Source organism: Streptomyces sp. NPDC057682, assembly GCF_042799575.1.
GTDB lineage: Bacteria > Actinomycetota > Actinomycetes > Streptomycetales > Streptomycetaceae > Streptomyces.
Genome location: NZ_JBHVIN010000011.1, coordinates 265,577 through 292,517, shown reverse-complemented (window position 1 = coordinate 292,517; position 26,941 = coordinate 265,577). Strand labels below are relative to the sequence as shown.

26 protein-coding genes are annotated in these 26,941 nt (G+C 73.4%); 19 read left to right on the top strand and 7 right to left on the bottom strand.

Annotated features, from left to right (window positions below; translation table 11 throughout):
* Positions 1 to 32 precede the first annotated feature (32 nt).
* The 10 genes from ACFVDM_RS21905 to mmuM all read left to right on the top strand — a co-directional run bounded on the left by ACFVDM_RS21905 (position 33) and on the right by mmuM (position 7,573).
* On the top strand, positions 33 to 1,397 hold the full coding sequence (locus ACFVDM_RS21905; protein WP_383642394.1) for an ATP-binding protein: 1,365 nt from the start codon (positions 33 to 35) through the stop codon (positions 1,395 to 1,397).
* The gene (locus ACFVDM_RS21900; protein WP_383642391.1) at positions 1,394 to 1,819 is read left to right on the top strand and encodes a roadblock/LC7 domain-containing protein; all 426 of its coding nucleotides are present in this window, start codon (positions 1,394 to 1,396) and stop codon (positions 1,817 to 1,819) included. The genes ACFVDM_RS21905 and ACFVDM_RS21900 overlap by 4 nt, the downstream gene beginning before the upstream one ends.
* On the top strand, positions 1,816 to 2,169 hold the full coding sequence (locus ACFVDM_RS21895) for a DUF742 domain-containing protein (protein WP_383642388.1): 354 nt from the start codon (positions 1,816 to 1,818) through the stop codon (positions 2,167 to 2,169). Before ACFVDM_RS21900 ends, ACFVDM_RS21895 begins: the two co-directional genes overlap by 4 nt.
* Positions 2,147 to 2,761: an ATP/GTP-binding protein gene (locus ACFVDM_RS21890; RefSeq protein WP_383642385.1), complete on the top strand. Its 615-nt coding sequence runs from the start codon at positions 2,147 to 2,149 to the stop codon at positions 2,759 to 2,761. Before ACFVDM_RS21895 ends, ACFVDM_RS21890 begins: the two co-directional genes overlap by 23 nt.
* The gene (locus ACFVDM_RS21885) at positions 2,758 to 4,029 is read left to right on the top strand and encodes a cytochrome P450 (protein ID WP_383642382.1); all 1,272 of its coding nucleotides are present in this window, start codon (positions 2,758 to 2,760) and stop codon (positions 4,027 to 4,029) included. The genes ACFVDM_RS21890 and ACFVDM_RS21885 overlap by 4 nt, the downstream gene beginning before the upstream one ends.
* Before the next feature lie 104 nt (positions 4,030 to 4,133).
* Positions 4,134 to 4,532, top strand: a complete 399-nt coding sequence (locus ACFVDM_RS21880) for a cell division protein SepF (protein WP_383642379.1) — start codon at positions 4,134 to 4,136, stop codon at positions 4,530 to 4,532.
* A 92-nt stretch (positions 4,533 to 4,624) separates the two neighbouring features.
* Positions 4,625 to 4,984: a nucleotide pyrophosphohydrolase gene (locus ACFVDM_RS21875; protein WP_383642377.1), complete on the top strand. Its 360-nt coding sequence runs from the start codon at positions 4,625 to 4,627 to the stop codon at positions 4,982 to 4,984.
* A gap of 124 nt (positions 4,985 to 5,108) precedes the next feature.
* On the top strand, positions 5,109 to 5,627 hold the full coding sequence (locus tag ACFVDM_RS21870; protein ID WP_383642459.1) for a DUF6099 family protein: 519 nt from the start codon (positions 5,109 to 5,111) through the stop codon (positions 5,625 to 5,627).
* 77 nt (positions 5,628 to 5,704) lie between these two features.
* Positions 5,705 to 6,628, top strand: coding sequence for an LLM class F420-dependent oxidoreductase (locus tag ACFVDM_RS21865; RefSeq protein ID WP_383642374.1), 924 nt, complete (start codon positions 5,705 to 5,707; stop codon positions 6,626 to 6,628).
* Positions 6,629 to 6,640: 12 nt separating this feature from the next.
* The gene (mmuM, locus tag ACFVDM_RS21860; RefSeq protein ID WP_383642371.1) at positions 6,641 to 7,573 is read left to right on the top strand and encodes a homocysteine S-methyltransferase; all 933 of its coding nucleotides are present in this window, start codon (positions 6,641 to 6,643) and stop codon (positions 7,571 to 7,573) included.
* Positions 7,574 to 7,745: 172 nt separating this feature from the next.
* On the opposite strand, the gene ACFVDM_RS21855 is transcribed toward mmuM, so the two are convergent.
* Positions 7,746 to 8,135, bottom strand: coding sequence for a RidA family protein (locus ACFVDM_RS21855; protein ID WP_383642368.1), 390 nt, complete (start codon positions 8,133 to 8,135; stop codon positions 7,746 to 7,748).
* Positions 8,136 to 8,204: 69 nt separating this feature from the next.
* Between ACFVDM_RS21855 and ACFVDM_RS21850 the strand changes: the two genes are divergently transcribed.
* From ACFVDM_RS21850 to ACFVDM_RS21830, 5 genes are all read left to right on the top strand, one after another.
* Complete coding sequence (locus ACFVDM_RS21850) at positions 8,205 to 9,713, top strand: 3' terminal RNA ribose 2'-O-methyltransferase Hen1 (RefSeq protein ID WP_383642365.1); 1,509 nt, start codon at positions 8,205 to 8,207, stop codon at positions 9,711 to 9,713.
* Entirely contained in the window at positions 9,710 to 12,304 is a 2,595-nt protein-coding gene (locus ACFVDM_RS21845; protein WP_383642362.1) for a polynucleotide kinase-phosphatase, read from the top strand. The genes ACFVDM_RS21850 and ACFVDM_RS21845 overlap by 4 nt, the downstream gene beginning before the upstream one ends.
* 92 nt (positions 12,305 to 12,396) lie before the next feature.
* A complete protein-coding gene (locus ACFVDM_RS21840; RefSeq protein WP_383642359.1) occupies positions 12,397 to 13,629 on the top strand; it encodes an arginine deiminase in 1,233 nt (410 codons plus the stop codon).
* 141 nt (positions 13,630 to 13,770) lie between these two features.
* On the top strand, positions 13,771 to 14,775 hold the full coding sequence (argF, locus tag ACFVDM_RS21835; protein WP_383642356.1) for an ornithine carbamoyltransferase: 1,005 nt from the start codon (positions 13,771 to 13,773) through the stop codon (positions 14,773 to 14,775).
* A 177-nt stretch (positions 14,776 to 14,952) separates the two neighbouring features.
* The gene (locus ACFVDM_RS21830) at positions 14,953 to 16,368 is read left to right on the top strand and encodes an amino acid permease (RefSeq protein ID WP_383642353.1); all 1,416 of its coding nucleotides are present in this window, start codon (positions 14,953 to 14,955) and stop codon (positions 16,366 to 16,368) included.
* 13 nt (positions 16,369 to 16,381) lie between these two features.
* On the opposite strand, the gene ACFVDM_RS21825 is transcribed toward ACFVDM_RS21830, so the two are convergent.
* On the bottom strand, positions 16,382 to 16,813 hold the full coding sequence (locus ACFVDM_RS21825; protein WP_383642350.1) for an ATP-binding protein: 432 nt from the start codon (positions 16,811 to 16,813) through the stop codon (positions 16,382 to 16,384).
* Between the two features lie 268 nt (positions 16,814 to 17,081).
* Between ACFVDM_RS21825 and ACFVDM_RS21820 the strand changes: the two genes are divergently transcribed.
* The gene (locus ACFVDM_RS21820; RefSeq protein WP_383642347.1) at positions 17,082 to 17,909 is read left to right on the top strand and encodes an enoyl-CoA hydratase family protein; all 828 of its coding nucleotides are present in this window, start codon (positions 17,082 to 17,084) and stop codon (positions 17,907 to 17,909) included.
* Positions 17,906 to 20,218 carry a bifunctional salicylyl-CoA 5-hydroxylase/oxidoreductase gene (locus tag ACFVDM_RS21815; RefSeq protein ID WP_383642344.1) on the top strand — a complete coding sequence of 771 codons (2,313 nt, stop codon included), beginning with the start codon at positions 17,906 to 17,908 and terminating at the stop codon, positions 20,216 to 20,218. The genes ACFVDM_RS21820 and ACFVDM_RS21815 overlap by 4 nt, the downstream gene beginning before the upstream one ends.
* On the opposite strand, the gene ACFVDM_RS21810 is transcribed toward ACFVDM_RS21815, so the two are convergent.
* The 4 genes from ACFVDM_RS21810 to ACFVDM_RS21795 form a co-directional block, all read right to left on the bottom strand.
* Positions 20,205 to 20,645 carry a hypothetical protein gene (locus ACFVDM_RS21810; RefSeq protein ID WP_383642341.1) on the bottom strand — a complete coding sequence of 147 codons (441 nt, stop codon included), beginning with the start codon at positions 20,643 to 20,645 and terminating at the stop codon, positions 20,205 to 20,207. The genes ACFVDM_RS21815 and ACFVDM_RS21810 overlap by 14 nt on opposite strands.
* A complete protein-coding gene (locus tag ACFVDM_RS21805) occupies positions 20,638 to 21,477 on the bottom strand; it encodes a GNAT family N-acetyltransferase (RefSeq protein ID WP_383642338.1) in 840 nt (279 codons plus the stop codon). The genes ACFVDM_RS21810 and ACFVDM_RS21805 overlap by 8 nt, the downstream gene beginning before the upstream one ends.
* Positions 21,478 to 21,555: 78 nt before the next feature.
* Complete coding sequence (locus ACFVDM_RS21800) at positions 21,556 to 22,371, bottom strand: PaaX family transcriptional regulator C-terminal domain-containing protein (protein WP_383642335.1); 816 nt, start codon at positions 22,369 to 22,371, stop codon at positions 21,556 to 21,558.
* Positions 22,372 to 22,375: 4 nt separating this feature from the next.
* Positions 22,376 to 24,013 (bottom strand): AMP-binding protein, encoded by a 1,638-nt coding sequence (locus tag ACFVDM_RS21795; protein ID WP_383642332.1) that lies wholly within the window; start codon positions 24,011 to 24,013, stop codon positions 22,376 to 22,378.
* Between the two features lie 149 nt (positions 24,014 to 24,162).
* Here ACFVDM_RS21795 and ACFVDM_RS21790 point away from each other — a divergent pair, with 149 nt between their 5' ends.
* A complete protein-coding gene (locus ACFVDM_RS21790; protein WP_383642329.1) occupies positions 24,163 to 25,293 on the top strand; it encodes an acyl-CoA dehydrogenase family protein in 1,131 nt (376 codons plus the stop codon).
* Complete coding sequence (locus ACFVDM_RS21785) at positions 25,290 to 25,691, top strand: RidA family protein (RefSeq protein WP_383642326.1); 402 nt, start codon at positions 25,290 to 25,292, stop codon at positions 25,689 to 25,691. The genes ACFVDM_RS21790 and ACFVDM_RS21785 overlap by 4 nt, the downstream gene beginning before the upstream one ends.
* A 78-nt stretch (positions 25,692 to 25,769) precedes the next feature.
* Here the strand turns inward: ACFVDM_RS21785 and ACFVDM_RS21780 are convergent, their stop codons facing one another.
* Complete coding sequence (locus ACFVDM_RS21780; protein WP_383642323.1) at positions 25,770 to 26,903, bottom strand: FAD-dependent monooxygenase; 1,134 nt, start codon at positions 26,901 to 26,903, stop codon at positions 25,770 to 25,772.
* Between the last annotated feature and the right edge of the window lie 38 nt (positions 26,904 to 26,941).

Sequence of the window (26,941 nt, the reverse complement as noted above, 5' to 3'; positions counted from 1 at the left end):
GGTCACCCCGACGACAGAAACGCGGTAACGGCATGGCATGGATCGTGGCGCTGATCGCCGTCGTCGCCGCCGTGGCGGCGACGGTCCGCTCCTACCGGGCGGCCCGCTCCGAACAGCTCGCCGTGGCCCACGCCGAACTGTCCGAACGCCAGGCGAAGACGGCCGAGGCCCGTACCGCGGCCCTCGTCGACGAGATACGCCAGCTGGCCCGCAAACGCATACCCGCCGCGGCGCTCTCGCTCTCCCACCCCAGCGCCCCGGTCCCCGGACTGCGCGAGGCCACCGAGGTCGACGGGGACGCCGCCCGGCTGCTCACCGAGGCCGTCCAGGCCACCCGCACCGCGGTCCTGGAAGAGCGCCGCCGCGTCGACGCCGCCGCCCGCGCCGCGATGCGGGGCACCTCCGCCAAGATCCAGTCCCTGCTCAACCAGTCCCAGCGCCTGCTCCACGAACTCCAGCACGAGTACGACGACCCGCGCATCCTCCAGCTCGACTTCCGCAACGAGCTGGCCCTGCGCCGCACCCAGGCCACCGCCGTGCTCTGCGACGCCTGGCCCGGCCTCGCCCGGCAGAACTCCCCCCTCGTCGAGATCGTCCTCGGCGCCCAGTCCCGCGTCGCCGGCTACGAACGCGTCAAGGTCTCCAACCACCTGCGCGACGAACGCCTCGCCCTCGCCGCCCGCGCCGCCGAACCCCTCGCCATCGCGCTGGCCGAACTCCTCGCCAACGCCACCGCCTACTCGCACCCCGACACCGACGTCCAGGTGACGGTCCAGCAGAGCGGCGGACGCGGCGCGTTCCTGGTCGTCGACGACGCCGGCATCGGCATGGACGACGACGCGCTGGACCGGGCCCGCGCCCTGCTCGCCGGCCCCTCCGAGGTCCTGCTCACCGAACTCGGCGACCCGCCCCAGACCGGCTTCGCCGTCGTCGGCCGGCTCGTCGTCCAGTACGGCTTCCACTGCCACATCGAAGCCTCGCCCTTCGGCGGCATGCGCACCATCCTCCGGGTCCCCGCGCATCTGCTGACCGTCATGGAGGACGACCACACGCTCTCCGTGCTGGCCCCGGCCCCCGTGTCCGCCCACCCGGAACCCGGCCGGCCCGCCGGCGGCCGGGGACGCGAGACGGGGCAGGGCGCGCCGGAGGCCGCCGCCGAACCCTCGGGGCTGCCCACCCGGCGCCGCCGCTCACCGCGCCCCGCCCCGGCGGCGGCCCCGGCCGCCCCGGTCTCCGTACCGGCACCGCGCACACCCGAGCAGGCCGAGTCCTCCTGGGCGGCGCTCCAGCAGGGCACCCAGATCGGCAGGAGCGTCACCGGGCGGGCCCCCGCACCGGACGAGGACGGCCACGACCACCTGGGCGACCAGGACGACCAAGGAGACGACGAGAAGTGAGCGCCCCCAGCCCCCTCACCGGTGACCTCGCATGGGTGCTGACCCCGCTGCTTGAGCTGCCCGGGGTCCAGCACGCCGTGGTCGCCACCGGAGACGGTCTCGTCGAAGGCGCCTCACCCGGCCTCGACCGGGCCTCCGGCGAACGCGTCGCCGCGATGACGGCCACCCTGCACGCCGCCGCCCGCGCCTTCACCACCGCGTTCACCGGCGCCGACACCCCGCACCTGGCCCAGACCGTCGTCGAATCCGATCTCGGCTTCGCGATCGTCGTCCCGGCCGGCAAGAACACCACCCTGGCGCTCTTCGCCGAACCCGGCGCCAAGCTCGGCGACATCGCCTACCAGATGCAGGTGCAGGTCACCGCGCTGACCCGGGCGATGCACGCGCCCACCCGCCGGCCGGACTCCACCGACCGGCCATGACCGCCGGCCCAGAACGCCGTCTGATACCCGCCTACCTCGTCACCGGGGGCCGCACCCGGCCCACCGGCCCCGCGCTCGACCGGCTCGCCGTCCTCCTGCGCACCGGGGAGGCACTGCCGGGAGACCTCGGTTCGGAGCAGCGCAGACTCTGCGAGCTGCTGGAACCCGGCGCCCTCACCGTCGTCGAATGCGCGGCGCATCTGGAACTGCCGGTCAGCGCCACCGTATTCCTGGCCACGGATCTCGCGGCCGCCGGACTTCTGCTCACGCGACCGCCGATACCCAGTGCCGGGGACATCGACCGGCCGCTCGTCGAGAGGCTGCTCGTTGGACTCCGCTCCCTCCACTGACCGCACGGGCGTCGGCTATCTGCCGGCCGGTGCCCGGACCCTGATGAAGCTCGTCGTCACGGGTCCCTTCGGCGTGGGCAAGACCACCCTGATCCGGACGCTCTCGGAGATCGCCACCCTCCACACCGAGGAGGCGATGACCCAGTCCAGCACCGGACTCGACAGCACCGCCGGACTCCCCGACAAGACCACCACCACCGTCGCCATCGACTTCGGACGCCTCACCGTCCTGGACGACCTGGTGCTCTACATGTTCGGCACCCCCGGACAGGAACGCTTCCTGCCGCTCTGGGAGGACATCGCGCGCGGCGCGCTCGGCGCCCTCGTCCTCGTCGACACCCGGCGTCTCGCCGACTCCTTCGCCGTCATGGACATGGTCGAGGAGCAGGGTCTGCCGTACGCCGTCGCCGTCAACCGCTTCCCCGACGCCCCCACCCACAGCGACGACGTCCTGCGCAAGCATCTGGACCTCGCCCCGGGGACCCCGCTCGTCCAGTGCGACGCCCGGGAGCGGCGCGGCAGCATCGACGCCCTGATCGCCCTGGCCGAACACGTGCTGACCCGCCTGCCGCAGCCCGAGGACCCGTCATGACCCCACTGCCTCAGCCGCCGCAGCCGCTCGCGCTGTACGGCCCCGCCTTCGCCGCCGACCCGCACGGCCACTACCGCAGACTGCGCGAGCACGGCCCGCTCGCCCCGGTCCGCCTCGCCCCCGGCGTCGACGCGCTCCTCGTCACCGACTACCAGGCCGCCGTCGACCTGCTCCGCGACAGCGACACCTTCAGCAAGGACCCCCGGGCCTGGCAGGCCACGGTCCCCGCCGACTCCCCGGTCCTGCCCGTCCTCGGACACCGCCCCACCGCCCTGTTCAGCGACGGTCCGGAGCACGCCCGCTACCGCGAGGCGATCAACGACACCCTCGCCCTCATCGAACCGCACCTCCTGCGTGCCGAGGTGGCCAAGGTCGCCCAGCAGCTCATCGGCGAGTTCGCCGCCACCGGCAGCGGGGACCTCATCGCCCAGTACGCCCGCCGGCTCCCGCTCCACGTCTTCGTCACCTGGTTCGGCGTCGACCCCGCCGACGGCGAACGGATCGTCGACGGCATCAGCGGGATGATGAACTCCGCACAGGGCGCGGCCGCCGCCTACGCCGACCTCGTCGCCGTCGTCACCCGGCTCGTCGCCGACCGGCGCGCCCGGCCGCGCAACGACCTCGCCTCCTACTTCCTCGCCCACCCGGCGCGGCTCGACAACGACGAGACCGTCCGTCAGCTCACCCTGCTGCTCAGCGCGGGACACGACCCCTCGACCAACCTCATCGGCAACACGATCCTCCACATGCTCACCGACCGGCGGTACGCCGGCTCGCTGCACGGAGGCGCCATGACCGCGCACGAGGCGATCAACGAAGTCCTCTGGCAGGAACCGCCGATCGCCAATCTGGCCGCCCACTACCCGCGCCACGACACCGAGTTCCACGGTGTCAGGCTCCGCGCCGGACAGCTCGTCATGGTCTCGTTCGCCGCCGCCAACACCCAGTCGGCACCCGGAGGAGCGGACCAGGACCTCCCCTCCGGCGGCAGTGCGCACCTGGCCTGGTCGGCGGGGCCCCACCGCTGTCCGGCCCGGCAGCCGGCGCTGCTCATCGCGATGACCGCGATCGAGCAGTTCACCAGTCTGCTGTGCGACGCGGAACTCGCCGTTCCGGCCGGGGAACTGCTCTGGCGCCCCGGCCCCTTCCACCGGGCCCTGGTCCACCTTCCGGTACGGTTCACCCCCCTGGACACCACGTCCCCGGCGGGGACGGGACGCGTCGGCGCGCACGAGACGGCGGAACCGGTCGGTTCGCCCGGTTCCTGACCCGTGTCGCTGGTAGGCCGAACGGGTGAGGGGCGAGAGAATTGCCCGATGAACAGAGAGCGCGGCCGGCGGGACGCCAACCGGCGCACAGACGGGGTGGTCCGGTGAGCAGGTACGACAGGTATGACGTCACGGACGAGCAGTGGGAGGGACTGGCTCAGGTCGTGCCGTTGCGCAGTCGCAACGAGTGGCCCTCCCGGGTCGACCACCGCACGGTCCCGGACGAACAGGAGAGCGCCGAGCAGCGCCGCATGGTGGTGCTGCGGGTCCAGGTCTTCGCCGACGCGCGCGAGGTCGCCGAGTACCTGGTCGCCCAGGTCCCCGTGCTGCTCGACCTGACCGGCGCCGAGACCGATGTGGCCAAGCGGATCCTGGACTTCGCCAGCGGTGTGGTCTTCGGCCTGGGCAGCGGCATGCACCGGGTGGACCGCAATGTCTTCCTCCTCTCGCCGGCCGGCATGGAGGTCGAGGGAGTGACGGCGGCGGGCGTCCCGGGAATGTAGGCGTACGGGACCGGGCACGGGCGCCTCGGGCTCCCCGCCCGGTCCCCGGCCCCCGTCCCCGCGTCCGTAGGCGCGGTGGTAGACCTGGGGCCGTGACGGAACTCGATGTAGGAACCCTCCAGCGGCGGCTCGCCGCGTTCGCGGCCGCCCGCGACTGGGAGCAGTACCACACCCCGAAGAACCTCGCCTCCGCTCTGAGCGTCGAGGCCGCCGAACTCGTCGAGATCTTCCAGTGGCTGACGCCCGAGCAGTCGGCGCGGGTCATGGACGATCCCGCCACGGCCCCCAGGGTGGCGGACGAGGTCGCCGATGTGCTCGCGTATCTGCTGCAGTTCTGCGAGGTGCTGGGCATCGACGCGCTGGCGGCGCTCGACGCCAAGATCGAGCGGAATGAGACGCGCTTTCCCGTGCCCGACCCCACGGATACACCTGGCCGTCACTCTTCGGAGTGACCGAGTTGTCCACAGTCGAGCGAGTGTCCACAGATTTCCGAAATCCCCTGGCCTTTCGGTACCACCACCCTCACTGTGGGTAATGGAGAGGGTGAGCGGTATTCCTATCGAGCGGGGGCATCGGATGGAAGCGGAGCGGCTGGTAGGCATCATCCGGCAGGCACTGGCGCAGAGCCGGGGCACACCGGACATCATCGCGGAGGCCTGGCAGGCCCAGGCCCTGGCCCAGGCGATCGGGAGCAGGCTGGCCGCCGACGGCCCGAAGGAGTTACGGGGCGAGGCCTCCGGGCTCAGCGAGATCGGCGGCCGGAGCAACGGGGCCCTGGACCACCCGGCGGCGCGGGCCGGTGTGGCACGGGCCGCGCGGCTCTCCGGAGTGGCCGATCCGCGCGCGGCCCTGACCGGGCTGGGCACGCTGCTCGGTGAGGTGGGCATGGCCCTGGTCGGTGTGGCCTGCGAGACCGACGAACAGGGCCTGTACTGGCAGTGCATGGAGGCGATCGACGCCGCCGACGAGTCGACCGACCGGGTGCACGGCATGCTCCGGCTGCTCGACGAACGGGACCGCGAGCGCCAGGAGGACATCGACCGCCAGCGGGAGCGCGACGGCCCGCACGGTGTGCTCCACGGGCCGGCGGGGTGAGACACGGCGGCGCGTGGGGCGGCGGGGCGGCGGGGCGGGTGGGGCCGGTGCGGGGTCCGGAGGTGCAGGATGGATGCATGGATCTTCGAATCTTCACCGAGCCCCAGCAAGGGGCCGACTACGACACCCTGCTCACCGTCGCGAAGGCGACCGAGGACCTCGGCTTCGACGCCTTCTACCGCTCCGACCACTATCTGCGCATGGGCGGGGGCGACGGGCTCCCCGGCCCGACGGACGCCTGGATCACGCTCGCCGGACTGGCGCGCGAGACCAAGCGGATCCGCCTCGGCACCCTGATGACGGCGGGCACCTTCCGGCTGCCCGGTGTGCTCGCCATCCAGGTCGCCCAGGTCGACCGGATGTCCGGCGGCCGTGTCGAACTGGGCCTGGGCGCGGGCTGGTTCGAGGAGGAGCACAAGGCCTACGGCATCCCGTTCCCGAAGGAGAAGTTCGGCAGGCTGGAGGAGCAGCTGGCCATCGTCACCGGACTCTGGGCCACCGAGATCGGCGACACGTTCACCTACGACGGCACCTACTACCAGCTCACCGACTCGCCGGCGCTTCCCAAGCCCGCCCAGGCCAAGGTGCCGGTGCTGATCGGCGGCCACGGCGCGAAGCGCACCCCGAGGCTGGCCGCGCAGTACGCCGACGAGTTCAACATCCCGTTCGCCTCGCTGGAGGACAGCGAGAAGCAGTTCGGCCGGGTCCGGGACGCCGCGAAGGAGGCCGGCCGGGCCCCGGACAGCCTGGTGTACTCCAACGCGCTGGTCGTCTGTGTGGGCAAGGACGACGCGGAGGTGGCCCGCCGCGCCGCGGTCATCGGGCGGGACGTCGCGGAGCTGAAGGCCAACGGCCTGGCCGGTTCGCCGGACGAGGTGGTCGACAAGATCGGCCGCTACGGGGAGATCGGGGCCTCCCGCATCTACCTCCAGGTGCTGGATCTCGACGACCTGGACCACCTGGAGCTGATCTCCTCGCAGGTCCAGTCCCAGCTGGGCTGAGAGGAGCGACCCGTGCCACCCGCCCCCGGTCCGTCCGGCGATCCCCCTCCCGCGGGCCCGGTCCGCCCGCTCGCCGCGGCGCTGGCGGCGGGGACGGTCCTGCTGGACGGCGGGCTCTCCAACCAGCTGGAGGCGCAGGGCTGCGATCTGTCCGACGCGCTGTGGTCGGCCCGGCTGCTCGCCGACGGGCCCGAGCAGATCGAGGCGGCCCACACCGCCTATGTGCGGGCGGGCGCACGGGTGCTCATCACCGCCAGCTACCAGGCGAGCTTCGAGGGGTTCCTGCGGCGCGGGATCGGTCCCGCCCGCGCCGCCGGTCTCTTCGCCCGGAGTGTGGAGCTGGCCCGCCGGGCGGCCGGGGCGACCGCCGAGGACGTCTGGGTGGCGGCGTCGGTCGGCCCGTACGGGGCGGTGCTGGCCGACGGCTCGGAGTACCGGGGACGCTACGGCCTCACGGTCCGGGAGCTGGAGCGTTTCCACCGCCCCCGTGTGGAGGCCCTGGCCGCGGCGGGGCCCGATGTCCTGGCACTGGAGACGGTGCCGGACGCGGACGAGGCACGGGCGCTGCTGCGCGCGGTGGAGGGGTGCGGTCTGCCCGTCTGGCTCTCCTGCACGGTGGACGGGGACCGGACCCGGGCCGGGCAGCCCCTCGCGGAGGCCTTCGCCCCGGCCGCGGACAACGACCAGGTGGTGGCCGTCGGGGTGAACTGCTGCGACCCCCGCGACGTCGCCGCGGCCGTCCGCCTCGCCGTCGCGACGACCGGCAAGCCCGCCGTCGCCTACCCCAACAGCGGCGAGCGCTGGGACCCCCGCCGCTCGGCCTGGACCGGGGCCACCACCTTCGCCCCGGACCTGCTGCCGGCCTGGCGGGAGGCCGGCGCCCGCCTGATCGGCGGCTGCTGCCGCGTGGGGCCCGAGGCGATCGCCTCGCTGACGGGGCGGTAGCGCCGGACGCGGCGGTCAACCACCGCTCAGCGGTGGGACCCACGCGGGATCGTGGTGGCTCCTTCTCGCGAGATGGGCCAGCGGGTGCTCCGCCGTGACGGGGGCGGTGTGCCGGGGTGCGCCGGTCGCGGACGGGGAGGAGGCGGGGGCGGGTCCCGGCGGCGGGCGGCCCTCAGACGGGGCGGCGTCGGGCGGTGACCTCGATCTCGATCTTCATCCGGGGATCGGCGAGGCCGCAGACGAGCATGGTGGCGGCGGGACGGACCTCGCCGAAGGTGCGGCGCAGCACGGGCCAGCAGGGCTCGAAGTCGGCGCGTTCGGGCAGGAGGTAGCGGACCCGCACCACGTCGGCGAAGGCGCATCCCGCCTCGGACAGGGCTGCCCCGATGGTGCGCAGGCACTGTTCGGCCTGTTCGACCACGTCGTCGGAGATGGCCATGGTGGCGTAGTCGAATCCGGTCGTCCCGGAGACATGGACCCAGTCGCCGTCGATCACGGCGCGGGCGTATCCGATCTGTTCCTCGAACACCGAACCGCCGAGGAGGGAGCGTCGCTCAGTCATGGGCCGAACCCTAGACGCACGGAGGAAATTGCCTGGTGACGGGGGAGGGGGCGCAGCATACTCGGACGGGTGTTCCTGACGATCAGTACCACCGGCACCCCGGAGCGTCCCGCCACCGATCTCGGCTTCCTGCTGCACAAGCATCCCGAGAAGGCGCAGACGTTCTCCACCTCGCACGGCGTCGCGCACGTCTTCTATCCCGAAGCGTCCGCGGAGCGGTGCACGGCCGCACTGCTGCTGGAGGTGGATCCGGTGGCGCTGGTGCGGCGCGGCAAGGGCAAGGGCCGGGGAGGAGCGCCCGACGCGGCGCTCGCGCAGTACGTCAACGACCGCCCCTACGCGGCGTCCTCGCTGCTGTCCACCGCGATGAGCGTCACCTTCAAGTCCGCGCTGCGCGGTGACTGCAAGGCGATGCCGGAGCGGGCGGCGGCGCCGATGCCGCTGCGGATCGAGGTGCCCGCCCTGCCGGCCCGTGGTGGTGCCGAGCTGGTGCGCAAGCTCTTCGGTCCGCTGGGCTGGTCGGGCGTTCAGGCGCGGCCCGTGCCGCTGGACGAGCGGTTCCCCGAGTGGGGCGACTCGCGGTACGTACAGCTGGTGCTGGAGGGCGAGTTGCGGCTCGCCGACGCGCTGCGCCAGCTGTATGTGCTGCTGCCCGTGCTCGACGACGCCAAGCACTACTGGGTGGCGCCGGACGAGGTCGACAAGCTGCTGCGGGCGGGCGAGGGCTGGCTGGCCGACCACCCGGAGCAGAAGCTGATCACCAGCCGCTATCTCTCCCGGCGCCGGGGACTGGCCCGGCAGGCGATGGAGCGCCTGGAGCTGGTCCGGCTCGCCGAGTCCGACGACCTGGCCGTCGAGAGCATCGACAACGCCGTCGACGAGACCGCCGACACCGAGGAGCGGCCGGTCCCGCTCGCGGTGCGGCGCCGGGACGCCATCCTGGCGGCGCTGACCGCGGCCGGGGCGAGCCGTGTGCTCGACCTGGGCTGCGGCCAGGGCCAGTTGGTGCAGGCCCTGCTCAAGGACCCCCGGTACACGGAGATCGTGGGCGTCGACGTCTCGATGCGCGCCCTCACCATCGCCTCGCGCCGGCTCCGGCTGGAGCGGATGGGCGAGCGCCAGGCCTCCCGGGTCACCCTCCGGCAGGGCTCCCTCGCGTACACGGACAAGCGGCTCGCGGGGTACGACGCGGCGGTGCTCAGTGAGGTCGTCGAGCATGTGGACCTGCCGAGGCTGCCCGCCCTGGAGTACGCGGTGTTCGGCGCGGCCCGTCCCCGTACCGTGCTCGTGACCACGCCGAACGTCGAGTACAACGTCCGCTGGGAGACCCTCCCGGCCGGGCACACCCGGCACGGCGACCACCGTTTCGAATGGACCCGCGCCGAGTTCCGCGCATGGGCGGAGCGCGTGGCGGGCCGTTACGGGTACGGCGTGGAGTTCGTACCCGTCGGCGACGACGACCCCGAGGTCGGCCCGCCCACCCAGATGGCTGTCTTCACCACGACGGCATCCCCCCGGGGAAGCACCGGCAGGACCGACACGACCGACACGACCGAGAAGGAGGCGGACGCCGCATGAGCACCACCAGCACCACCCGTACGAGTACCGGCGGCGAGGACGCCGGTCGCGTCCTTCCGGTCACCGACCTCTCCCTCGTCGTCCTCATCGGCGCGAGCGGATCCGGCAAGTCCACCTTCGCCCGCAGGCAGTTCAAGCCGACCGAGGTCATCTCCTCGGACTTCTGCCGCGGTCTGGTCGCCGACGACGAGAACGACCAGAGCGCCAGCCGGGACGCCTTCGACGTCCTGCACTACATCGCGGGCAAGCGGCTGGCCGCCGGCCGGCTGACCGTCGTGGACGCCACCAACGTGCAGTCGGAGGCCCGCCGCCGGCTCGTGTCGCTGGCCAGGGAGCACGACGTGCTGCCCATCGCGATCGTCCTCGACCTGCCGGAGGAGGTCTGCCAGGCCCGCAACGCCGAGCGCCCCGACCGGGCCGGAATGCCCCGGCACGTGGTCCAGCGCCACCGCCGCGAGCTGCGCCGCTCGTTGCGCGGCCTGGAGCGCGAGGGCTTCCGCAAGGTGCACGTCCTGCGCACCGAGGAGGAGGCCGAGCACGCCCGGGTGGTGCTGGAGCGCCGCTACAACGACCTGCGCCACCTCACCGGCCCGTTCGACATCATCGGCGACGTCCACGGCTGCGCCTCCGAGCTGGAGACCCTGCTCGGCAGGCTCGGCTACGTGGACGGCGCGCACCCCGAGGGGCGGACCGCCGTGTTCGTCGGCGACCTCGTCGACCGGGGCCCCGACAGCCCCGGGGTGCTGCGCAGGGTCATGTCGATGGTGGCCGACGGCCATGCGCTGTGCGTGCCCGGCAACCACGAGAACAAGCTCGGCCGCTACCTCAAGGGCCGCAAGGTCCAGCAGACGCACGGCCTCGCCGAGACCGTCGAGCAGCTGGAGCGCGTGGACAAGGAGGACCCGGAGTTCCGCGGGCGCGTCGCGACGTTCATCGACGGACTGGTCAGCCACTACGTGCTGGACGGCGGACGGCTGGTCGTCTGCCACGCCGGGCTGCCCGAGAAGTACCACGGCCGCACCTCCGGCCGGGTCCGCTCGCACGCGCTGTACGGCGACACCACCGGTGAGACCGACGCCTTCGGGCTGCCGGTGCGCTACCCGTGGGCCGAGGACTACCGGGGCAGCGCCACGGTCGTCTACGGCCACACCCCGGTGCCCAGCACGTCCTGGATCAACAACACCATCTGCCTGGACACCGGAGCGGTGTTCGGCGGGAAGATGACCGCGCTGCGCTGGCCGGAGCGCGAGCTCGTCGACGTACCGGCCGAGCGGGTCTGGTACGAGCCGGCGAAGCCGCTGGCCACCGAGGCGCCGGGCAGCCGGGAGGGCCGTCCGCTGGACCTCGGCGACGTGCAGGGCCGCCGCGTCGTGGAGACCCGGCACCTGGGGCGCGTCGCCGTCCGCGAGGAGAACGCGGCGGCGGCCCTGGAGGTCATGAGCCGGTTCGCCGTCGACCCCCGGCTGCTGGCCTACCTGCCGCCGACCATGGCGCCGACCGCCACCTCGCACGAGGAGGGCTATCTGGAGCACCCGGCCGAGGCGTTCGCGCAGTACCGGGCGGACGGCGTGGACCGCGTCGTGTGCGAGGAGAAGCACATGGGCTCCCGTGCCGTCGCCCTGGTCTGCAAGGACGCGGCCGCCGCCCGGGAGCGCTTCGGGATCGGCGGGACGGACGGCGACGGCCCCACGGGCGCGCTGTACACCCGCACCGGCCGGCCGTTCCTGGACGACCCCGCGCTCACCGAGGAGGTGCTGGACCGGCTGCGCGCGGCCGTCACCGCCGCCGGTCTGTGGGAGGAGTGGGACACCGACTGGGTGCTGCTCGACGCCGAGCTGATGCCCTGGTCGCTGAAGGCGGCCGGCCTGCTCCGCTCGCAGTACGCGGCGGTCGGCGCCGCCTCCGGCGCCGTGCTGCCCGTGGTGGGCGGGGCGCTCGCCGCGGCGGCCGCCCGGGGCGTCGACGTGGGCGCGCTCGCGGACCGGCAGGCCGGCCGGGCCGAGGACGCCGCCGCGTTCACCGAGGCCTACCGCCGCTACTGCTGGAGCACCGAGGGGCTGGACGGGGTGCGTCTGGCACCGTTCCAGATCCTCGCGGTGCGGGGCCGTTCGCTCGCCTCCGTTCCGCACGACGAGCAGCTGGCCTGGCTGGACCGGCTGGTGGAGCACGACCCGACCGGACTGCTCCAGGTCACCCGCCGGCTCGTCGTCGACACGGGCGACGAGGCGTCGGTGCGGGCCGGTGTCGACTGGTGGCTGGAGATGACCGGCCGGGGCGGCGAGGGCATGGTCGTCAAACCGCTCGGCGCGCTCGTCCGCGACGGCAGGGACCGGCTGGTGCAGCCCGGGGTCAAGGTGCGCGGCAGGGAGTACCTGCGGATCATCTACGGCCCCGAGTACACCCGGCCGGAGAACCTGGAGCGGCTGCGCGGCCGTTTCCTCGGCCACAAGCGTTCGCTCGCCCTCCGCGAGTACGCGCTCGGCCTGGAGGCCCTGGACCGGCTGGCCGACGGGGAGCCGCTGTGGCGGGTCCACGAGGCGGTGTTCGCCGTGCTGGCCCTGGAGTCGGAGCCGGTGGACCCGCGGCTGTAGCGTCCTCGGGTTCCGCCCCCGGCTCGGACCGGCGGCGGAACCCGAGGGCGATTCGCCGGGTGAACGGTGCCCCGCGCGGTGAGGATGAGGGCATGGGATTCCATGTCGACTCCGAGGCCGGGCGGCTGCGCCGCGTCATCCTGCACCGCCCCGATCTGGAACTGAAGCGGCTCACCCCGCGCAACAAGGACGCGCTCCTCTTCGACGACGTGCTCTGGGTGCGCCGCGCCCGCCAGGAGCACGACGGTTTCGCGGACGTGCTGCGGGACCGGGGCGTGGAGGTGCATCTCTTCGGTGACCTCCTCCAGGAGGCGCTGGAGATCCCGGTGGCCCGCCGGCTGGTGCTGGACCGGGTCTTCGACGAGAAGGAGTACGGTCCGCTCGCCACCGAGCATCTGCGCGCCGCCTTCGAGGAGTTGCCCGCGTCCGAACTGGGCGCGGCGCTGGTCGGGGGGATGACGAAGCGGGAGTTCCTGGAGCGCTGCCCGGAGCCGGTCTCGGTGCGCTTCCACGTCATGGACCTCGACGACTTCCTGCTCGGTCCGCTGCCCAACCACCTGTTCACGCGCGACACCTCGGCCTGGATCTACGACGGGGTCTCCATCAACGCCATGCGCTGGCCGGCCAGGCAGCGCGAGACTGTGCACTTCGAGGCCATCTACCGCCACCATCCGCTGTTCACCGGCCCCGACGCGGGACCCTTCCACCACTGGTCGGAGGGGCAGGACGACTACCCGTCCACGATCGAGGGCGGTGACGTGCTGGTCATCGGCCGGGGCGCCGTGCTCATCGGGATGAGCGAGCGGACCACCCCGCAGGCGGTGGAGATGCTGGCGCGGGGCCTCTTCGACGCCGGGTCCGCGCGGACGATCGTGGCACTGGACATGCCGAAGAGCCGGGCGTTCATGCACCTGGACACCGTGATGACGATGGTCGACGGGGACACCTTCACCCAGTACGCGGGCCTCGGGATGCTCCGCTCGTACACGATCGAGCCGGGCGAGGGCCCCCGGGACCTCAGGGTCACCGACCATCCGCCCGAGCACATGCACCGGGCGATCGCGGACGCGCTGGGGCTGGACGCGATCCGCGTCCTGACCGCCACCCAGGACGTGCACGCCGCCGAGCGCGAGCAGTGGGACGACGGCTGCAACGTGCTGGCGGTCGAACCGGGTGTCGTCGTGGCGTACGAGCGCAACGCGACCACCAACACGTATCTGCGCAAGGAGGGCATCGAGGTCATCGAGATCCCCGGCAGCGAACTGGGCCGGGGCCGGGGCGGCCCCCGCTGTATGAGCTGTCCGGTGGAACGCGGCCCCGTGTAGCCGGGGGAGGGGAGGGGCGGACGCCGGTGGTCCGGGGCGGGGAGGGGATGTCCGCACGGGCCCTGTATATCGATGCATTGCGTCGTATAGACTTCCAGGGTTACCGTATGCGTCCCCCCGCCCGACCCAGGAGCAGTCACCATGGCCATAGACCTCGCAGGCCGCCACTTCCTCAAGGAGCTGGACTTCACGGCCGAGGAGTTCCGCGGCCTGATCGGTCTGGCCGCCGAGCTCAAGGCCGCCAAGAAGGCGGGGACCGAGACCCAGCACCTGCGCGGCAGGAACATCGCGCTCATCTTCGAGAAGACCTCGACCCGCACCCGCTGCGCCTTCGAGGTCGCCGCCGCGGACCAGGGCGCCTCCACGACGTACCTCGACCCCTCCGGTTCGCAGGTGGGGCACAAGGAGTCCGTGAAGGACACCGCCCGGGTCCTCGGCCGGATGTTCGACGCGATCGAGTACCGCGGCGACAGTCAGCAGGCCGTCGAGGAGCTGGCCGCGCACGCCGGCGTCCCCGTCTTCAACGGGCTCACCGACGACTGGCACCCCACGCAGATGCTGGCCGACGTCCTCACGATGACCGAGCACTGCGCCAAGCCGCTGGAGCGCACCGCCTTCGCCTACCTCGGCGACGCCCGCTTCAACATGGGCAACTCGTACCTGGTCACCGGCGCCCTGCTCGGCATGGACGTGCGCATCGTCGCGCCGAAGGCCTACTGGCCCGCCGACGCCGTCGTGGACCGGGCGCGCGAGCTGGCCGCGAGCAGCGGGGCGACCGTCACGCTCACCGAGGACGTCGCCGAGGGCGTGCGCGACGCCGACTTCGTCGCCACCGATGTCTGGGTCTCCATGGGCGAGCCCAAGGAGATCTGGGCCGAGCGCATCGCCGCCCTCGCGCCGTACGCCGTCACCATGGACGTCCTGCGGGCCACCGGCAACGACGACGTCAAGTTCCTCCACTGCCTCCCGGCCTTCCACGACCTCGGCACCAAGGTCGGGCGAGAGATCCACGACCGCTACGGACTGGCCGAGCTGGAGGTCAGCGACGAGGTCTTCGAGTCCGCGCACTCCGTCGTCTTCGACGAGGCGGAGAACCGCATGCACACGATCAAGGCCGTCATGGTGGCGACCCTGGGGACGCGCTGACCCGGACATCCCGCATGAACATGCACCTCATGGGGTGAACATGCGCAAATATGTCTAGGATGGTCGCCGCCGGTGGGGTTCGGGCTCGCACGCTCGAACCCCGCTTCCGTGTGCGCGCCGACCCCACGTCTCCCGGCGCCCCGCCCCCCCCCACCGCCGGAGAATGAGAACACCGCCGTGAGCCCCCTGCGCCTGCCCGGCCCGCCGCCGCGCCTGAAGGACCCCCACCAGCTGATCGCCGAGTCCGGCGCCGACCTGGAGGGCCATGGACTCAAGCGCACCATGGGGCTCTTCCAGCTGGTCTGCTTCGGGGTCGGCGCCGTCGTCGGCACCGGCATCTTCGTCGGGCTCTCCGACAGCGTCGCCGAGGCCGGACCCGCCGTCGTGGTCTCCTACGTCCTCGCCGCCGTCACCTGCGTGTTCACCGCGTTCTCCTTCGCCGAGCTGGGCAGCGCCATCCCGGTCTCCGGCAGCTCCTACTCGTACGCCTACGCCACCCTCGGCGAGCGCCTGGCCTTCCTGGTCGGCTGGTGCCTGCTCCTGGAGTACGGCGTGTCGGTCTCCGCCGTGGCCGTCGGCTGGAGCCAGTACGTCAACGAACTGCTCGACAGCCTCGTCGGCCACCAGCTGCCCCAGGCGCTCTCCGCGGGCCCCGGTGACGGCGGCGTGGTCAATCTGCCCGCCGTTCTCGTGATCATGATGGCCGCCACCCTGCTGGTCCGCGGTGTGCGGGAGAGCGCCGGGGCCACGGCCGCGATGGCCGTCCTCAAGATCGCCGTCCTGATCATGTTCTGCGCCATCGCCTTCACGGCCTTCGAACGTGGCAACCTCACCCCGTTCCTGACCCACGGCCCCGGCGGCGTCACCGCCGGAGCCTCGCTGGCCTTCTTCTCGTACATCGGCTTCGACGCCATCACCACCACCGGGGAGGAGGTCCGCAATCCGCGGCGCGACATCCCCGTCGCGATCATGATCTGCATCGGACTGGTGACGCTGCTCTACTGCGCGGTGGCCCTCGCCGCGATCGGCGCGCTGGGCGCCGACGCCGTCTCGGACCGGCCCGCCGCTCTCTCGCTGATCGTCGACCAGGTCACCGGCTCGGACGTGGGCGGCGGGATCATCGCCTTCGGCGCGGTCGTCGCCATCGCCTCGGTCGTCCTCGCGGTGATGTACGGGCAGACCCGCATCCTGATGTCCATGTCGCGCGACGGCCTGGTGCCCAGGGTCTTCGAGCGGGTCTCGCCGCGCACCGCGACCCCGGTCGCCAACACCTGGATCGTCGCCGTCGTCTTCGCCGTCCCGGCCGCCTTCGCCTCGCTCGACGTGGTGGTGAACCTGACCACCATCGGCACGCTCGCCACCATGGTCGCCGTCAATCTCGCGGTCATCGTGCTGCGCCGCCGCAACCCCGAGGTGCGGGGCGCCTTCCGCGTCCCCCTCCATCCGCTGAGCCCGCTGCTCGGCATCGGCTTCTGCGGCTATCTGATGTACGGGACGGGCTGGGCGACCTGGGTGCAGTTCGCGGTGTTCCTGGCGGTCGGCGCGGCGGTGTACGCCGGGTACGGGCACCGCCGCTCCCGGCTGGCCGGCTGACCCGGCCGCGCGCTCAGGACGCCGGACCCGCCGGTGCCCGCAGGGTGAACCAGACCGCCTTGCCGCGTTCGGTCGCGCGGTGCCCGCAGGCCGCGCTGAGCGTGCGGATCAGCAGCAGCCCCCGGCCGTGCTCCTGCCAGGGATCGGGCATCCAGTCGGGACCCGGGCGGGAGAGGTCCCCCGGCGGCGCAGGATCGCCGTCGTGCACCTCCACCTGGCAGACGCTCTCCAGCAGCTCCACCACCAGCTCCACCGGATCGTCCCCCGGGGTGTGCTCCACCGCGTTGGCGACCAGCTCCGCCGTCAGCAGCTCCGCCGTGTCGGCGTCCGCCGGGGCGTCCAGGTCCGCGAGGACCGAGCGGATCAGCGCGCGGGCGATCGGCACGGCCGCCGCGGAGTGCGGCAGGGAGATGCGCCAGGTGGTGGCGGGGGCGTCGGGCGGCACGGCGGGGTCCGTTCGGGCGGGTGAACACTCCTGGAATCGCCCGTTCCGGGGGCGCAGGACTTCATGGCTCCCACCTTACGAACGCCCACGACACGGGCAAGGGCCTCCCGACCGGTGCGAAGGGGACGTTCGTCACCCTCGGCCCGGCCGCCCCGCCCCGCGCGGGTCCGCCCGCATCCCGTCTATCGCGTACTCGTGACGGAAGTCACGTACCGGTGATAGCTTCGAGAGGCAGGCAGCAGCCCGACGGCCGAAGGGTCCCCCCTCCATGAGCCCGTTCCCCAGCTCGGCCTCCCGCACCGAGAAGTGGCGCCATCTGCGCGTCACCACGCGGGACGGCGTCGCCACCGTCACGCTCGCCCGCCCCGACAAGCTCAACGCGCTGACCTTCGGCGCCTACGCGGACCTGCGCGATCTGCTCGCCGAACTGTCCCGGGAGCGCGCGGTCCGCGCCCTGGTGCTGGCCGGCGAGGGGCGCGGCTTCTGTTCCGGCGGCGATGTGGACGAGATCATCGGCGCCACCCTCGCCATGGACACCGCCCTGCTCCTGGACTTCAACCGGATGACCGGGCAGGTGGTCCGGGCCCTGCGGGAGTGCCCCTTCCCCGTCGTCGCCGCCCTGCACGGGGCCGCCGCCGGCGCCGGCGCCGTGCTGGCCCTGGCCGCGGACTTCCGGGTGGCCGACCCCACCACCCGCTTCGCCTTCCTCTTCACCCGCGTCGGGCTCTCCGGCGGCGACATGGGCGCGGCCTATCTGCTGCCCCGCGTCGTCGGCCTCGGCCACGCCACCCGCCTCCTCATGCTGGGCGATCCCGTCCGCGCCCCCGAGGCCGAACGGATCGGGCTGATCAGCGAACTGACCGAGGAGGGCGAGGCCGACGCCCGCGCCGCCGCCCTCGCCCGCCGCCTCGCCGACGGACCCGCCCTCGCCCTCGCCCAGACCAAGGCGCTGCTCACCGCCGAACTCGACATGCCGCTGGCCGCCTCCGTGGAGATGGACGCCGCCACCCAGGCCCTGCTGATGCACGGCGAGGACTACGCCGAGTTCCACGCCGCGTTCACCGAGAAGCGGCCGCCCGCCTGGCGCGGACGATGACCGGCCCCACCGCCCCCGACGGCCCGCGGCGGATCGCGGTCATCGGCGGCGGCCCCGGCGGGCTCTACGCCGCGGCCCTCCTCAAGCGGCTCGGCCCCGACCGCGAGATCACCGTCTGGGAGCGCAACGCCCCGGACGACACCTTCGGCTTCGGCGTCGTCCTCTCCGACGAGACCCTGGGCGGCATCGAGCACGCCGACCCCGTCGTCCACGCCGCCCTCCAGCGCGCCTTCGTCCGCTGGGACGACATCGACATCGTCCACCGCGGCCACACCCAGACCTCCGGCGGCCACGGCTTCGCCGCGCTCGGCCGCCGCCGGCTCCTGGAGATCCTGCACGCACGCTGCCAGGGCCTCGGCGTCCGCCTCCGCTTCCGCACCCAGGCACCGCCCGCCGCCGAACTCGCCGCCTCCCACGACCTGGTGATCGCGGCCGACGGCGTCCACAGCCTCACCCGCGACGCACACGCCGAGCACTTCGGCCCCCGCGTCACCCCGCACCGCTGCCGCTACATCTGGCTCGCCGCCGACTTTTCGCTGAACGCCTTCCGCTTCGAGATCGCCGAGACCCCCCACGGCGTGATGCAACTGCACGCCTACCCCTACGCCCGCACCCCCGACGGCGGCGGCGCCTCCACCGTCATCGTCGAGATGCGCGAGGAGGTCTGGCGCGCGGCCGGCTTCGACGCCCCCGACCCGGCCGCGTCGATCCGCAGCTGCGCCGCGATCTTCGCGGACGCGCTCGGTCACCGCCCGCTGCGCTCCCACCACTCCTCCTGGCTGACCTTCCGCACCGTCGTCAACGCACACTGGTCGTACGGCAACACCGTCCTCATCGGGGACGCCGCCCACACCGCTCACTTCTCCATCGGCTCCGGAACCAAGCTGGCCGTCGAGGACGCCCTCGCGCTGGCCGCCTGCATCCGGGAGCGGCCGGACCTGCCCGACGCCCTCGCCGCGTACGAGGCCGAGCGCCGGCCCGTCGTCGAGTCCACCCAGCGCGCCGCCGTGGCCAGCCTGCGCTGGTTCGAGGAGCTGGGGACGTACGTCGACCAGCCGCCCCGGCAGTTCGCCTTCAACCTCCTCACCCGCAGCCGCCGGGTCACCCACGACAATCTGCGGCTGCGCGACGCCGGGTTCACCGCGGCCGTCGAGAAGGAGTTCGGCTGCCCGCCGCAGACCCCGCCGATGTTCACCCCGCTGCGGCTGCGCGGACTCCAGCTGCGCAACCGCGTCGTGGTCTCTCCCATGGACATGTACTCCGCCACCGACGGCGTCCCCGGCGACTTCCACCTCGTCCACCTCGGGGCCCGCGCGCTCGGCGGTGCCGGACTCGTCATGACGGAGATGGTCTGCGTCAGCCCCGAGGGCCGGATCACCCCCGGCTGCACCGGCCTCTACACCGACGAGCAGGCCGCAGCCTGGAGCCGGATCACCGACTTCGTCCACCGGGACTCGCCCGGCACCGCGATCGGGGTCCAGCTCGGCCACTCCGGCCGCAAGGGCTCCACCAAACTCATGTGGGAGGGCATCGACCAGCCCCTCGACGACGGGAACTGGCCCCTGACCGCCGCCTCACCGCTGCCGTACGCGCCGGGCGTCAACCAGATCCCGCGGGCCCTGGACCGGGCCGGGCTCGACACCGTCCGCGCGCAGTTCACGGCCGCCGCCCGCCGCGCCGACGCCGCCGGGTTCGACCTCCTCGAACTGCACTGCGCGCACGGCTATCTGCTCTCGGGCTTCCTCTCCCCGCTCACCAACCACCGCACCGACGCCTACGGCGGCCCGCTCGCCAACCGGCTCCGCTTCCCGCTGGAGGTGTTCGACGCGGTCCGCGAGGTCTGGCCGGACGACCGGCCGATGACCGTCCGGATCTCCGCGACCGACTGGGCCGAGGGCGGCACCGGCGCCGAGGACGCCGTGGAGACCGCCCGCGCCTTCGTCGCCCACGGGGCCGACGCCATCGACGTCTCCACCGGCCAGGTCGTGCCCCACGAACGCCCCGAGTACGGGCGCTCCTACCAGACCCCGTACGCCGACCGGATCCGCAACACCCTCTGCGTGCCCGTGATCGCCGTCGGGGCGATCTCCTCCTGGGACGACGTCAACTCCCTGCTGCTGGCCGGACGCGCCGACCTCTGCGCCCTCGCCCGCCCCCATCTCTACGACCCGCACTGGACGCTCCACGCGGCGGCCGAACAGGGCTACACCGGACCGGGCGCGCCCTGGCCCGCGCCGTACCGGGCGGGCAGCCGCACCCCGCCCACCGGCCGCACCGACGCGCCCCGGCCCCGGCTCACCCTGGGCTGAGCCCTTCGCAGGAGTGGCAGAGGCACGGGTCCGGGTGCGGCGCCCCGTGGTGCGTGTCCCGGCCCAGCCGCGCGATCCGCTCCAGACGCTCCGCCAGCTCCGCCGCCTCCTCACGGGTGCGCACGGGTGCGCCCGCGCAGCGTCGGATCACGGCGGGGGAGTACACCAACCGCGCCCGGAAGGTGTGCAGATGGCGGGTGCCCGTGTCGATGGTGATCCACCGCCCGTTGTGCCGGCCGTGCCCCACCACGGTCAGCTGCTCACTGCCCATCCCCGCGTAGGTGTCCACGACATAGACCTTCGCCCCGCCCCGGAACGCCTTCGTGCCCGGCCGGAACTCCCGCCCCAGCTCCCCGTACCGCCGCCACCGCACCACGTTCGCCGCGACCAGCCAGAGCGGCTCGGGCCGTTCGGGCGGCTCAGTCATCGCTGGGCCGGGCCTCGACCACCAGGCGGTCACCGACCGGGCGGTAGCCGATGCGGGTGTACACGCCGTTGCTCGTCGGGTTCGCCAGGTCGGTGAAGAGCAGCAGCTCCTCCGTGCCGGCGGCCAGCGCCGCGCGGCTGGCCTCGGCGGTCACCGCCGCCGCGTAGCCCCGGCCGCGGTGCTCCGGCGGGGTGTAGACCGGGGCGATGCGCGCGCTCCCCGCGATCCGGGGCGTGATCCCCGCCATGGAGACGGGTGCGCCCTCGTGCTCCCAGAGCGTCAGCCGGCCCTCCGCCGTCCGCTCGTCCACCCGCTGGGCATGGCGGTCGGCCCGGCTGTCCGGGCTGCCGATGTCGGCGGCGAACGCCCCGAACCACTCGACCAGCAGCTCCCGGTCGGCCGGAGCGGCGAGCCGGGGACGTCCCGGGGGCGCGGGCGACGGCGGCACCAACTCGCCCAGCCGGTACAGGCGCTGCTCCTCCTCGATCCGGTGGCCCGGCCAGTGCGCGGCCACCGCCAGGGCCGTCTCCCGGTCCGCGTTGACATGGGTGAGCGCGTGGGCGTCCATCAGCGGCCCGAGGGCCTGCGGGGGCAGCAGCCCGTTCAGCGAGGCGGGGTAGGGCGGGGTGTGGAGGAGTGTGCCCGTCACCTCCCCGTCCGGGCCGCTCCACCAGCCCAGCACCGGATCGCGGTCGCCGAAGGCGCGGGGACCGTGGCGGCGCAGGGCGTCGGTGACGGTCAGCACGACCGTGTTCTCGGCGGGGCGGGCGGCCAGCGCGGGTCCCGCGGCGGTCAGGAAGGCGTCGACGTCGTGCGTGAAGGTCCAGGTCATGCCTCGGCATTCTGCCGCCGGGGGAGCCGCCGGGGCACGGGATTATCCGCGGACCGACGCGGAGGTCCCCCCCCGCTGTCAACCGTGGACGAACGCCGCCCCCGCGTCCCGCAGCCGTTCGTGGAGCAGGCCGAAGACCTCCGCCGACCGCCCGCCCCGCCACTCCTTCGGCAGCAACTCCGGCGGAAGCCCCGGGTCCGCGTACGGCACCCGCCGCCAGGAGTCCAGCGCCAGCAGATAGTCCCGGTAGGCCGCGCGCGGTTCGGGTGCGTGGCCCGTGCGCCCCTCCCAGTCGCGCAGCACCGGTTCGTGCCGGGCCAGGAACGCGGCGTGGAGCGCGTCCAGCGCGTCCAGGTCCCACCAGCGGGCCACGGACTCCTCGGTGGCCGCGAACCCCAGGTGGGTGCCCCGGAACAGCTCGACGTAGGGCGCGAGTTCCAGCCGCTCCAGGGTGTGCCGGGTCTCCTCGTACAGCCCCGCCGGGGCGATCCACACCCCCGGCGCGGCCGTGCCGAAGCCGAGCCGGGCCAGCCGGGAGCGGAGCAGATGGCGCTTGTGGCGTTCGGACTCGGGCACCGAGAACACCGCGAGGACCCAGCCGTCCCCGACGCGCGGATCGGGGTGCCGGTAGATCCGCCGGTCCCCGTCGTCCAGCAGCTGCCGGGCGTCGTCCGACAGCGCGTACCCGGCCGCGCCGGCCTCCGTACGGGCCGCCGTCAGCAGTCCGCGCCGCTTCAGCCGCGAGACGGCGGACCGCACGGCCGGTGGATCGACCCCGACGGCGCCCAGCAGCCGGACCAGTTCCGCCACGGCCAGCGGGGCGTTGCCCGGGGAGCGGCCGTACGCCCCGTAGAGGGTGACGATCAGCGAGCGGGGCGTATGCGGTTCGATCATCCGATCATTCTCGTCCGGGCGGGCCGGATCCCGCACCGGCTTCGCCCTCGCGGAGCCGGAACCGCTGGAGCTTTCCGGTGGCGGTACGGGGCAGCTCCGGCAGGAACGTCAGCAGCCGGGGGCATTTGTGCGGGGCCAGCTCCGCGCGCATGAAGGCGCGCAGCGCGTCCTCGGTGAGCGCGGAGCCCTCCCGGCGGACGACGTACGCGACGACGACGGCGCCGCGCAGCTCGTCGGGGCGGCCCACCACGGCGGCCTCCGCCACCTCGGGATGGCGCAGCAGCGCGTCCTCGACCTCGGGGCCCGCGATGTTGTACCCGGAGGAGATGATCATGTCGTCGGCGCGGGCCACGTAGCGGAAGTAGCCGTCCGCGTCGCGCACATAGGTGTCCCCGGTCAGGTTCCAGCCGTGCTGGACGTACTCCCGCTGCCGGGGGTCGGCGAGATAGCGGCAGCCGACCGGGCCGCGCACGGCGAGCAGCCCCGGCTGCCCGTCCGGTACCTCGGCCCCGTCCTCGTCCACCACCCTGGCCTGCCAGCCGGGCACCGGGAGCCCGGTGGTGCCGGGGCGGATCGCGTCGTCGGCGGCCGAGACGAAGATGTGCAGCAGCTCGGTGGCGCCGATGCCGTTGATGATCCGCAGACCGGTCCGCTCGTGCCAGGCGTGCCAGGTCGCCACCGGCAGGTTCTCGCCCGCCGACACACAGCGGCGCAGCGCCGACAGGTCCTGTCCGTCGAGGTGGTCCAGCATCACCCGGTACGCGGTCGGCGCGGTGAACAGCACCGAGACCCGGTGCGCGGCCAGGGCGGGCAGCAGTTGTTTGGGACCGGCCTGTTCCAGCAGCAGCGCCGAGGCGCCGGCCCGCAGCGGGAAGAGCACCAGACCGCCGAGCCCGAAGGTGAAACCGAGCGGCGGACTGCCCGCGAAGACGTCGTCGGGCTCCGGCCGCAGGACGTGCCGCGAGAAGGTGTCCGCGACGGCCAGCACATCGCGGTGCAGATGCATGCACCCCTTGGGCCGGCCGGTCGTCCCCGAGGTGAACGCGATCAGCGCCACGTCGTCGGCCGCCGTGTCCACCGGGCGGAAGGGTCCGGGCCGGTCCTCGGCCAGCCGCAGCAGATCGTCCGCGCCCTCGCCCCCGTACGCGGTGATCCGCAGTCCCGGGACGTCCGCCCGCACCAGATCGTCGAGCGCACGGGCGTCGCACAGCGCGTGGCCGATCCGGGCGATCGAGGCGATCGTGGCCAGTTCGGCGGCGCGCTGCTGCGCCAGAACGGTGACGGCGACGCCGCCGGCCCTGAGCACCGCCAGCCAGCAGGCGGCCAGCGTCGGCGTCGTCGGGCCGCGCAGCAGCACCCGGTTGCCGGGAACCATCCCCAGGTCCTCGGTCAGCACCCAGGCGATCCGGTCGACGAGGTCCCGCAGCTCCCCGTACGTCATGACCGTGCCGTCCGGCGTACGGAAGGCGGGCCGGTCCGTGCCGAAGCGTTCGACGGTGCGGTCCAGGAGTTCGGCGGAGCAGTTGAGCCGGTCCGGGTAGTCCAGTCCGGGCAGGTCGAAGAGCAGGTCCGGCCACTCGTCGGCGGGCGGCAGATGGTCCGCGGCGAAGGTGTCCACGTGCGCTGAGGTCTTCGGGTCCATGAAGGATCGCCCCCTTGTCGCCCTTGGAGCGTATCGTTTGGGTGACGGTAGTCAACGGTCCGCGATAAAAGGAGCGGACCGGGGGCCGCACGGCACCGCCACGGGGACCGGACGCGGCCTTCGAAGGGATGCGACAGGAGAGGCGCCGTATGACGGCATTCTCGCTCGATCCGGCACAGACCGCCCGCTGCGAGGAACTGCGCACACTGGCCGGGGAACGGCTGCGCCCGATCGCCGACCGGGGCGAGCCGGGCCATGTCAACCGCCCGCTCGTCGCGGCGCTCGGCGAGCTGGGCCTGCTCGACCGGATGTTCTCCTCCGGAGCCCTCGACCTCTGTCTGCTGCGCGAATCGCTGGCCCGCGGCTGTACGGAGGCCGAGACGGCCCTCGCCCTCCAGGGCCTGGGCACCTTCCCCGTGGTGCAGGCGGGCACCCCGGAGCAGCGGTCGCGCTGGCTCCCCGGGGTCCGCGCCGGCCGGACCGTCGCCGCCTTCGCGCTCAGCGAGCCCGGCGCGGGCTCCGACGCGGCGGCCCTCGCCCTGGACGCCGCGCCCGTCCCCGGCGGCGGCTGGCGGCTGACCGGCGAGAAGTGCTGGATCTCCAACGCGCCGGAGGCCGACTTCTACACGGTCTTCGCCCGCACCACCCGGGGTGCCGGCGCCCGGGGCGTGACCGCCTTCCTCGTCCCCGCCGACCGGCCCGGCCTCACCGGCACCGCGCTCGACATGCTCTCCCCGCACCCCATCGGGGCCCTCGCCTTCGACGCCGTCCCGGTCACTCCCGACGACGTCCTCGGAGAACCGGACCGGGGCTTCCGGGTCGCCATGAACACCCTCAACCTCTTCCGCCCCAGCGTCGGGGCCTTCGCCGTCGGCATGGCCCGCGCCGCGCTGGACGCCACCCTGGAGCACACCGCCTCCCGCACGGCCTTCGGCGGCCCCCTCAAGGACCTCCAGTCCGTCGGGCACCGGGTCGCGGAGATGGCCACCCGCACCGAGGCCGCCCGGCTCCTCGTGTACGCGGCCGCCGCCGCGTACGACGCGGGGGAGCCGGGCGTGCCCCGGCGGGCCGCGATGGCGAAGCTGTACGCCACCGAGACCGCGCAGTACGTCGTGGACCACGCCGTCCAACTGCACGGAGCGCGCGCCCTGCGCCGGGGCCACCTCCTCGAACACCTCTACCGCGAGGTCCGCGCCCCCCGGATCTACGAAGGGGCCAGCGAGGTCCAGCGCACCGTCATCGCCAAGGAGCTGTACGCCGACCGGGAGCCCTCCGCATGAGCCAGATCCACCGGATCAACCCCGCCGAACTCGCCCCGCCCGCCGGCTTCTCGCACGCCGTCACCGTCACGGGCGGCCGGCTCGTCCTGCTCGCCGGGCAGACCGCCCTCGACGCCCGGGGCGAGCTGGTCCCCGGCACCCTGCCCGAGCAGTTCACCACCGCCCTCACCAACCTGCTGACCGCCCTGCGCGCGGCCGGCGGCTCCCCGGCCGACCTGGCCCGCGTCACCGTCTACACCACCGACGTCCCCGGCTACCGCGCGCACGCCGCCGAACTGGGCCGCATCTGGCGGCGCCTGGCCGGCCGCGACTACCCCGCGATGGCCGTCATCGGGGTGGTGCGCCTCTGGGACGAACAGGCCCTGGTCGAGATCGACGGCATGGCGGCCGTGCCGTAGGGCGCCCCGCCCCGTGCCCGCCCCCGGAAACGACGGACGGGCCGCCCGGCAGTGCCGGACGGCCCGCTCGCGAACGGATCAGTACGGCTGCACCAGCACGTGCGCCGCGCCCGGGATGCCGATCTTCAGCAGCTCGTCCTCCTCGGGCGTGGTCTCCCCGCCCGTCTCCTGCTTGAGGACCGCGCGCGACATGGCCTGCACCCACATGGCGCGCGGGCGGCGGCGGGCCTCCCAGACGTCCAGCGCGGTGGCGAGGTCCTGCTCGGCGTCGAGCGACTCCGCGAGCACCTGGGCGTCCTCGACGGCCATCGCCGCGCCCTGCGCGATGTGCGGGGTGGAGGCGTGCGCGGCGTCACCGGCCAGCACCACCCGGCCCACGTGCCAGGGCTCCTCGACGGTCACCTGGGAGATCCGCGAGTAGACGACCCCCTCCGGTCCGGTGACCTGGTCCAGCGCCTCGGCGACCGGGCCGGTGAACATCGGCAGGCGCTCCTTGAGCTGCTCGTGCGCCCGCTCCGGGTCCGGCCGGAAGTCCTCGGCCTCGGCGAACACCGTGCCCAGGTACATCAGCTCGTCCGTGATCGGCGTCAGCAGCGCCTTCGCGGCCTGGCCCGCGGTGCCCATCACGACACCCCGGACCTGCTCCTGACGGGGCACGGTGACCCGCCAGTTGGCGAAGCCGGTGTACTGCGGGGCGTAGCGGTCGCCGTACAGCCGGGTGCGCAGCGGCGAGCCGATGCCGTCGAAGCCGACGACCAGGTCCCAGCGGCCGGACGAACCGTCGGACAGCGTGACGTCCACGCCCTCGCCGTCGTCCGTGAGGTCGGTGATCGTCGCGCCGAAGCGGATCTTCGCGCCGGCCCCGGTGGCCGCGGCGCCGAGCACCTGGGCCAGGGCCGGGCGCGGGATGCCGTTGTTGGACGGGGCGTCGCCCATGCGCGGCTGCGGGATCGCGGCCAGGGTGTTGCCGGCCGGGTCCGCGATGGTGAGGACCTCCCACTCGAAGCCCGCCTCCAGGCAGGCGTCGAGGACGCCGATCTCCCGCATGACGTGGAGGGCGTTGGACGGCTGGATGATGCCGACGCCCAGGGCGTCGAGCTCCTCGCGGAGTTCCACGACCTCGACGGTGTGGCCGCGCCGGCCCAGGGCGGTGGCCAGCGTGAGGCCGCCGATGCCGCCGCCGTGGATCAGGACGCGCAGGGGTGTTGCCATATCGGATCTCTCCAGAACGGGGAAAGGGGAAAGGGAAG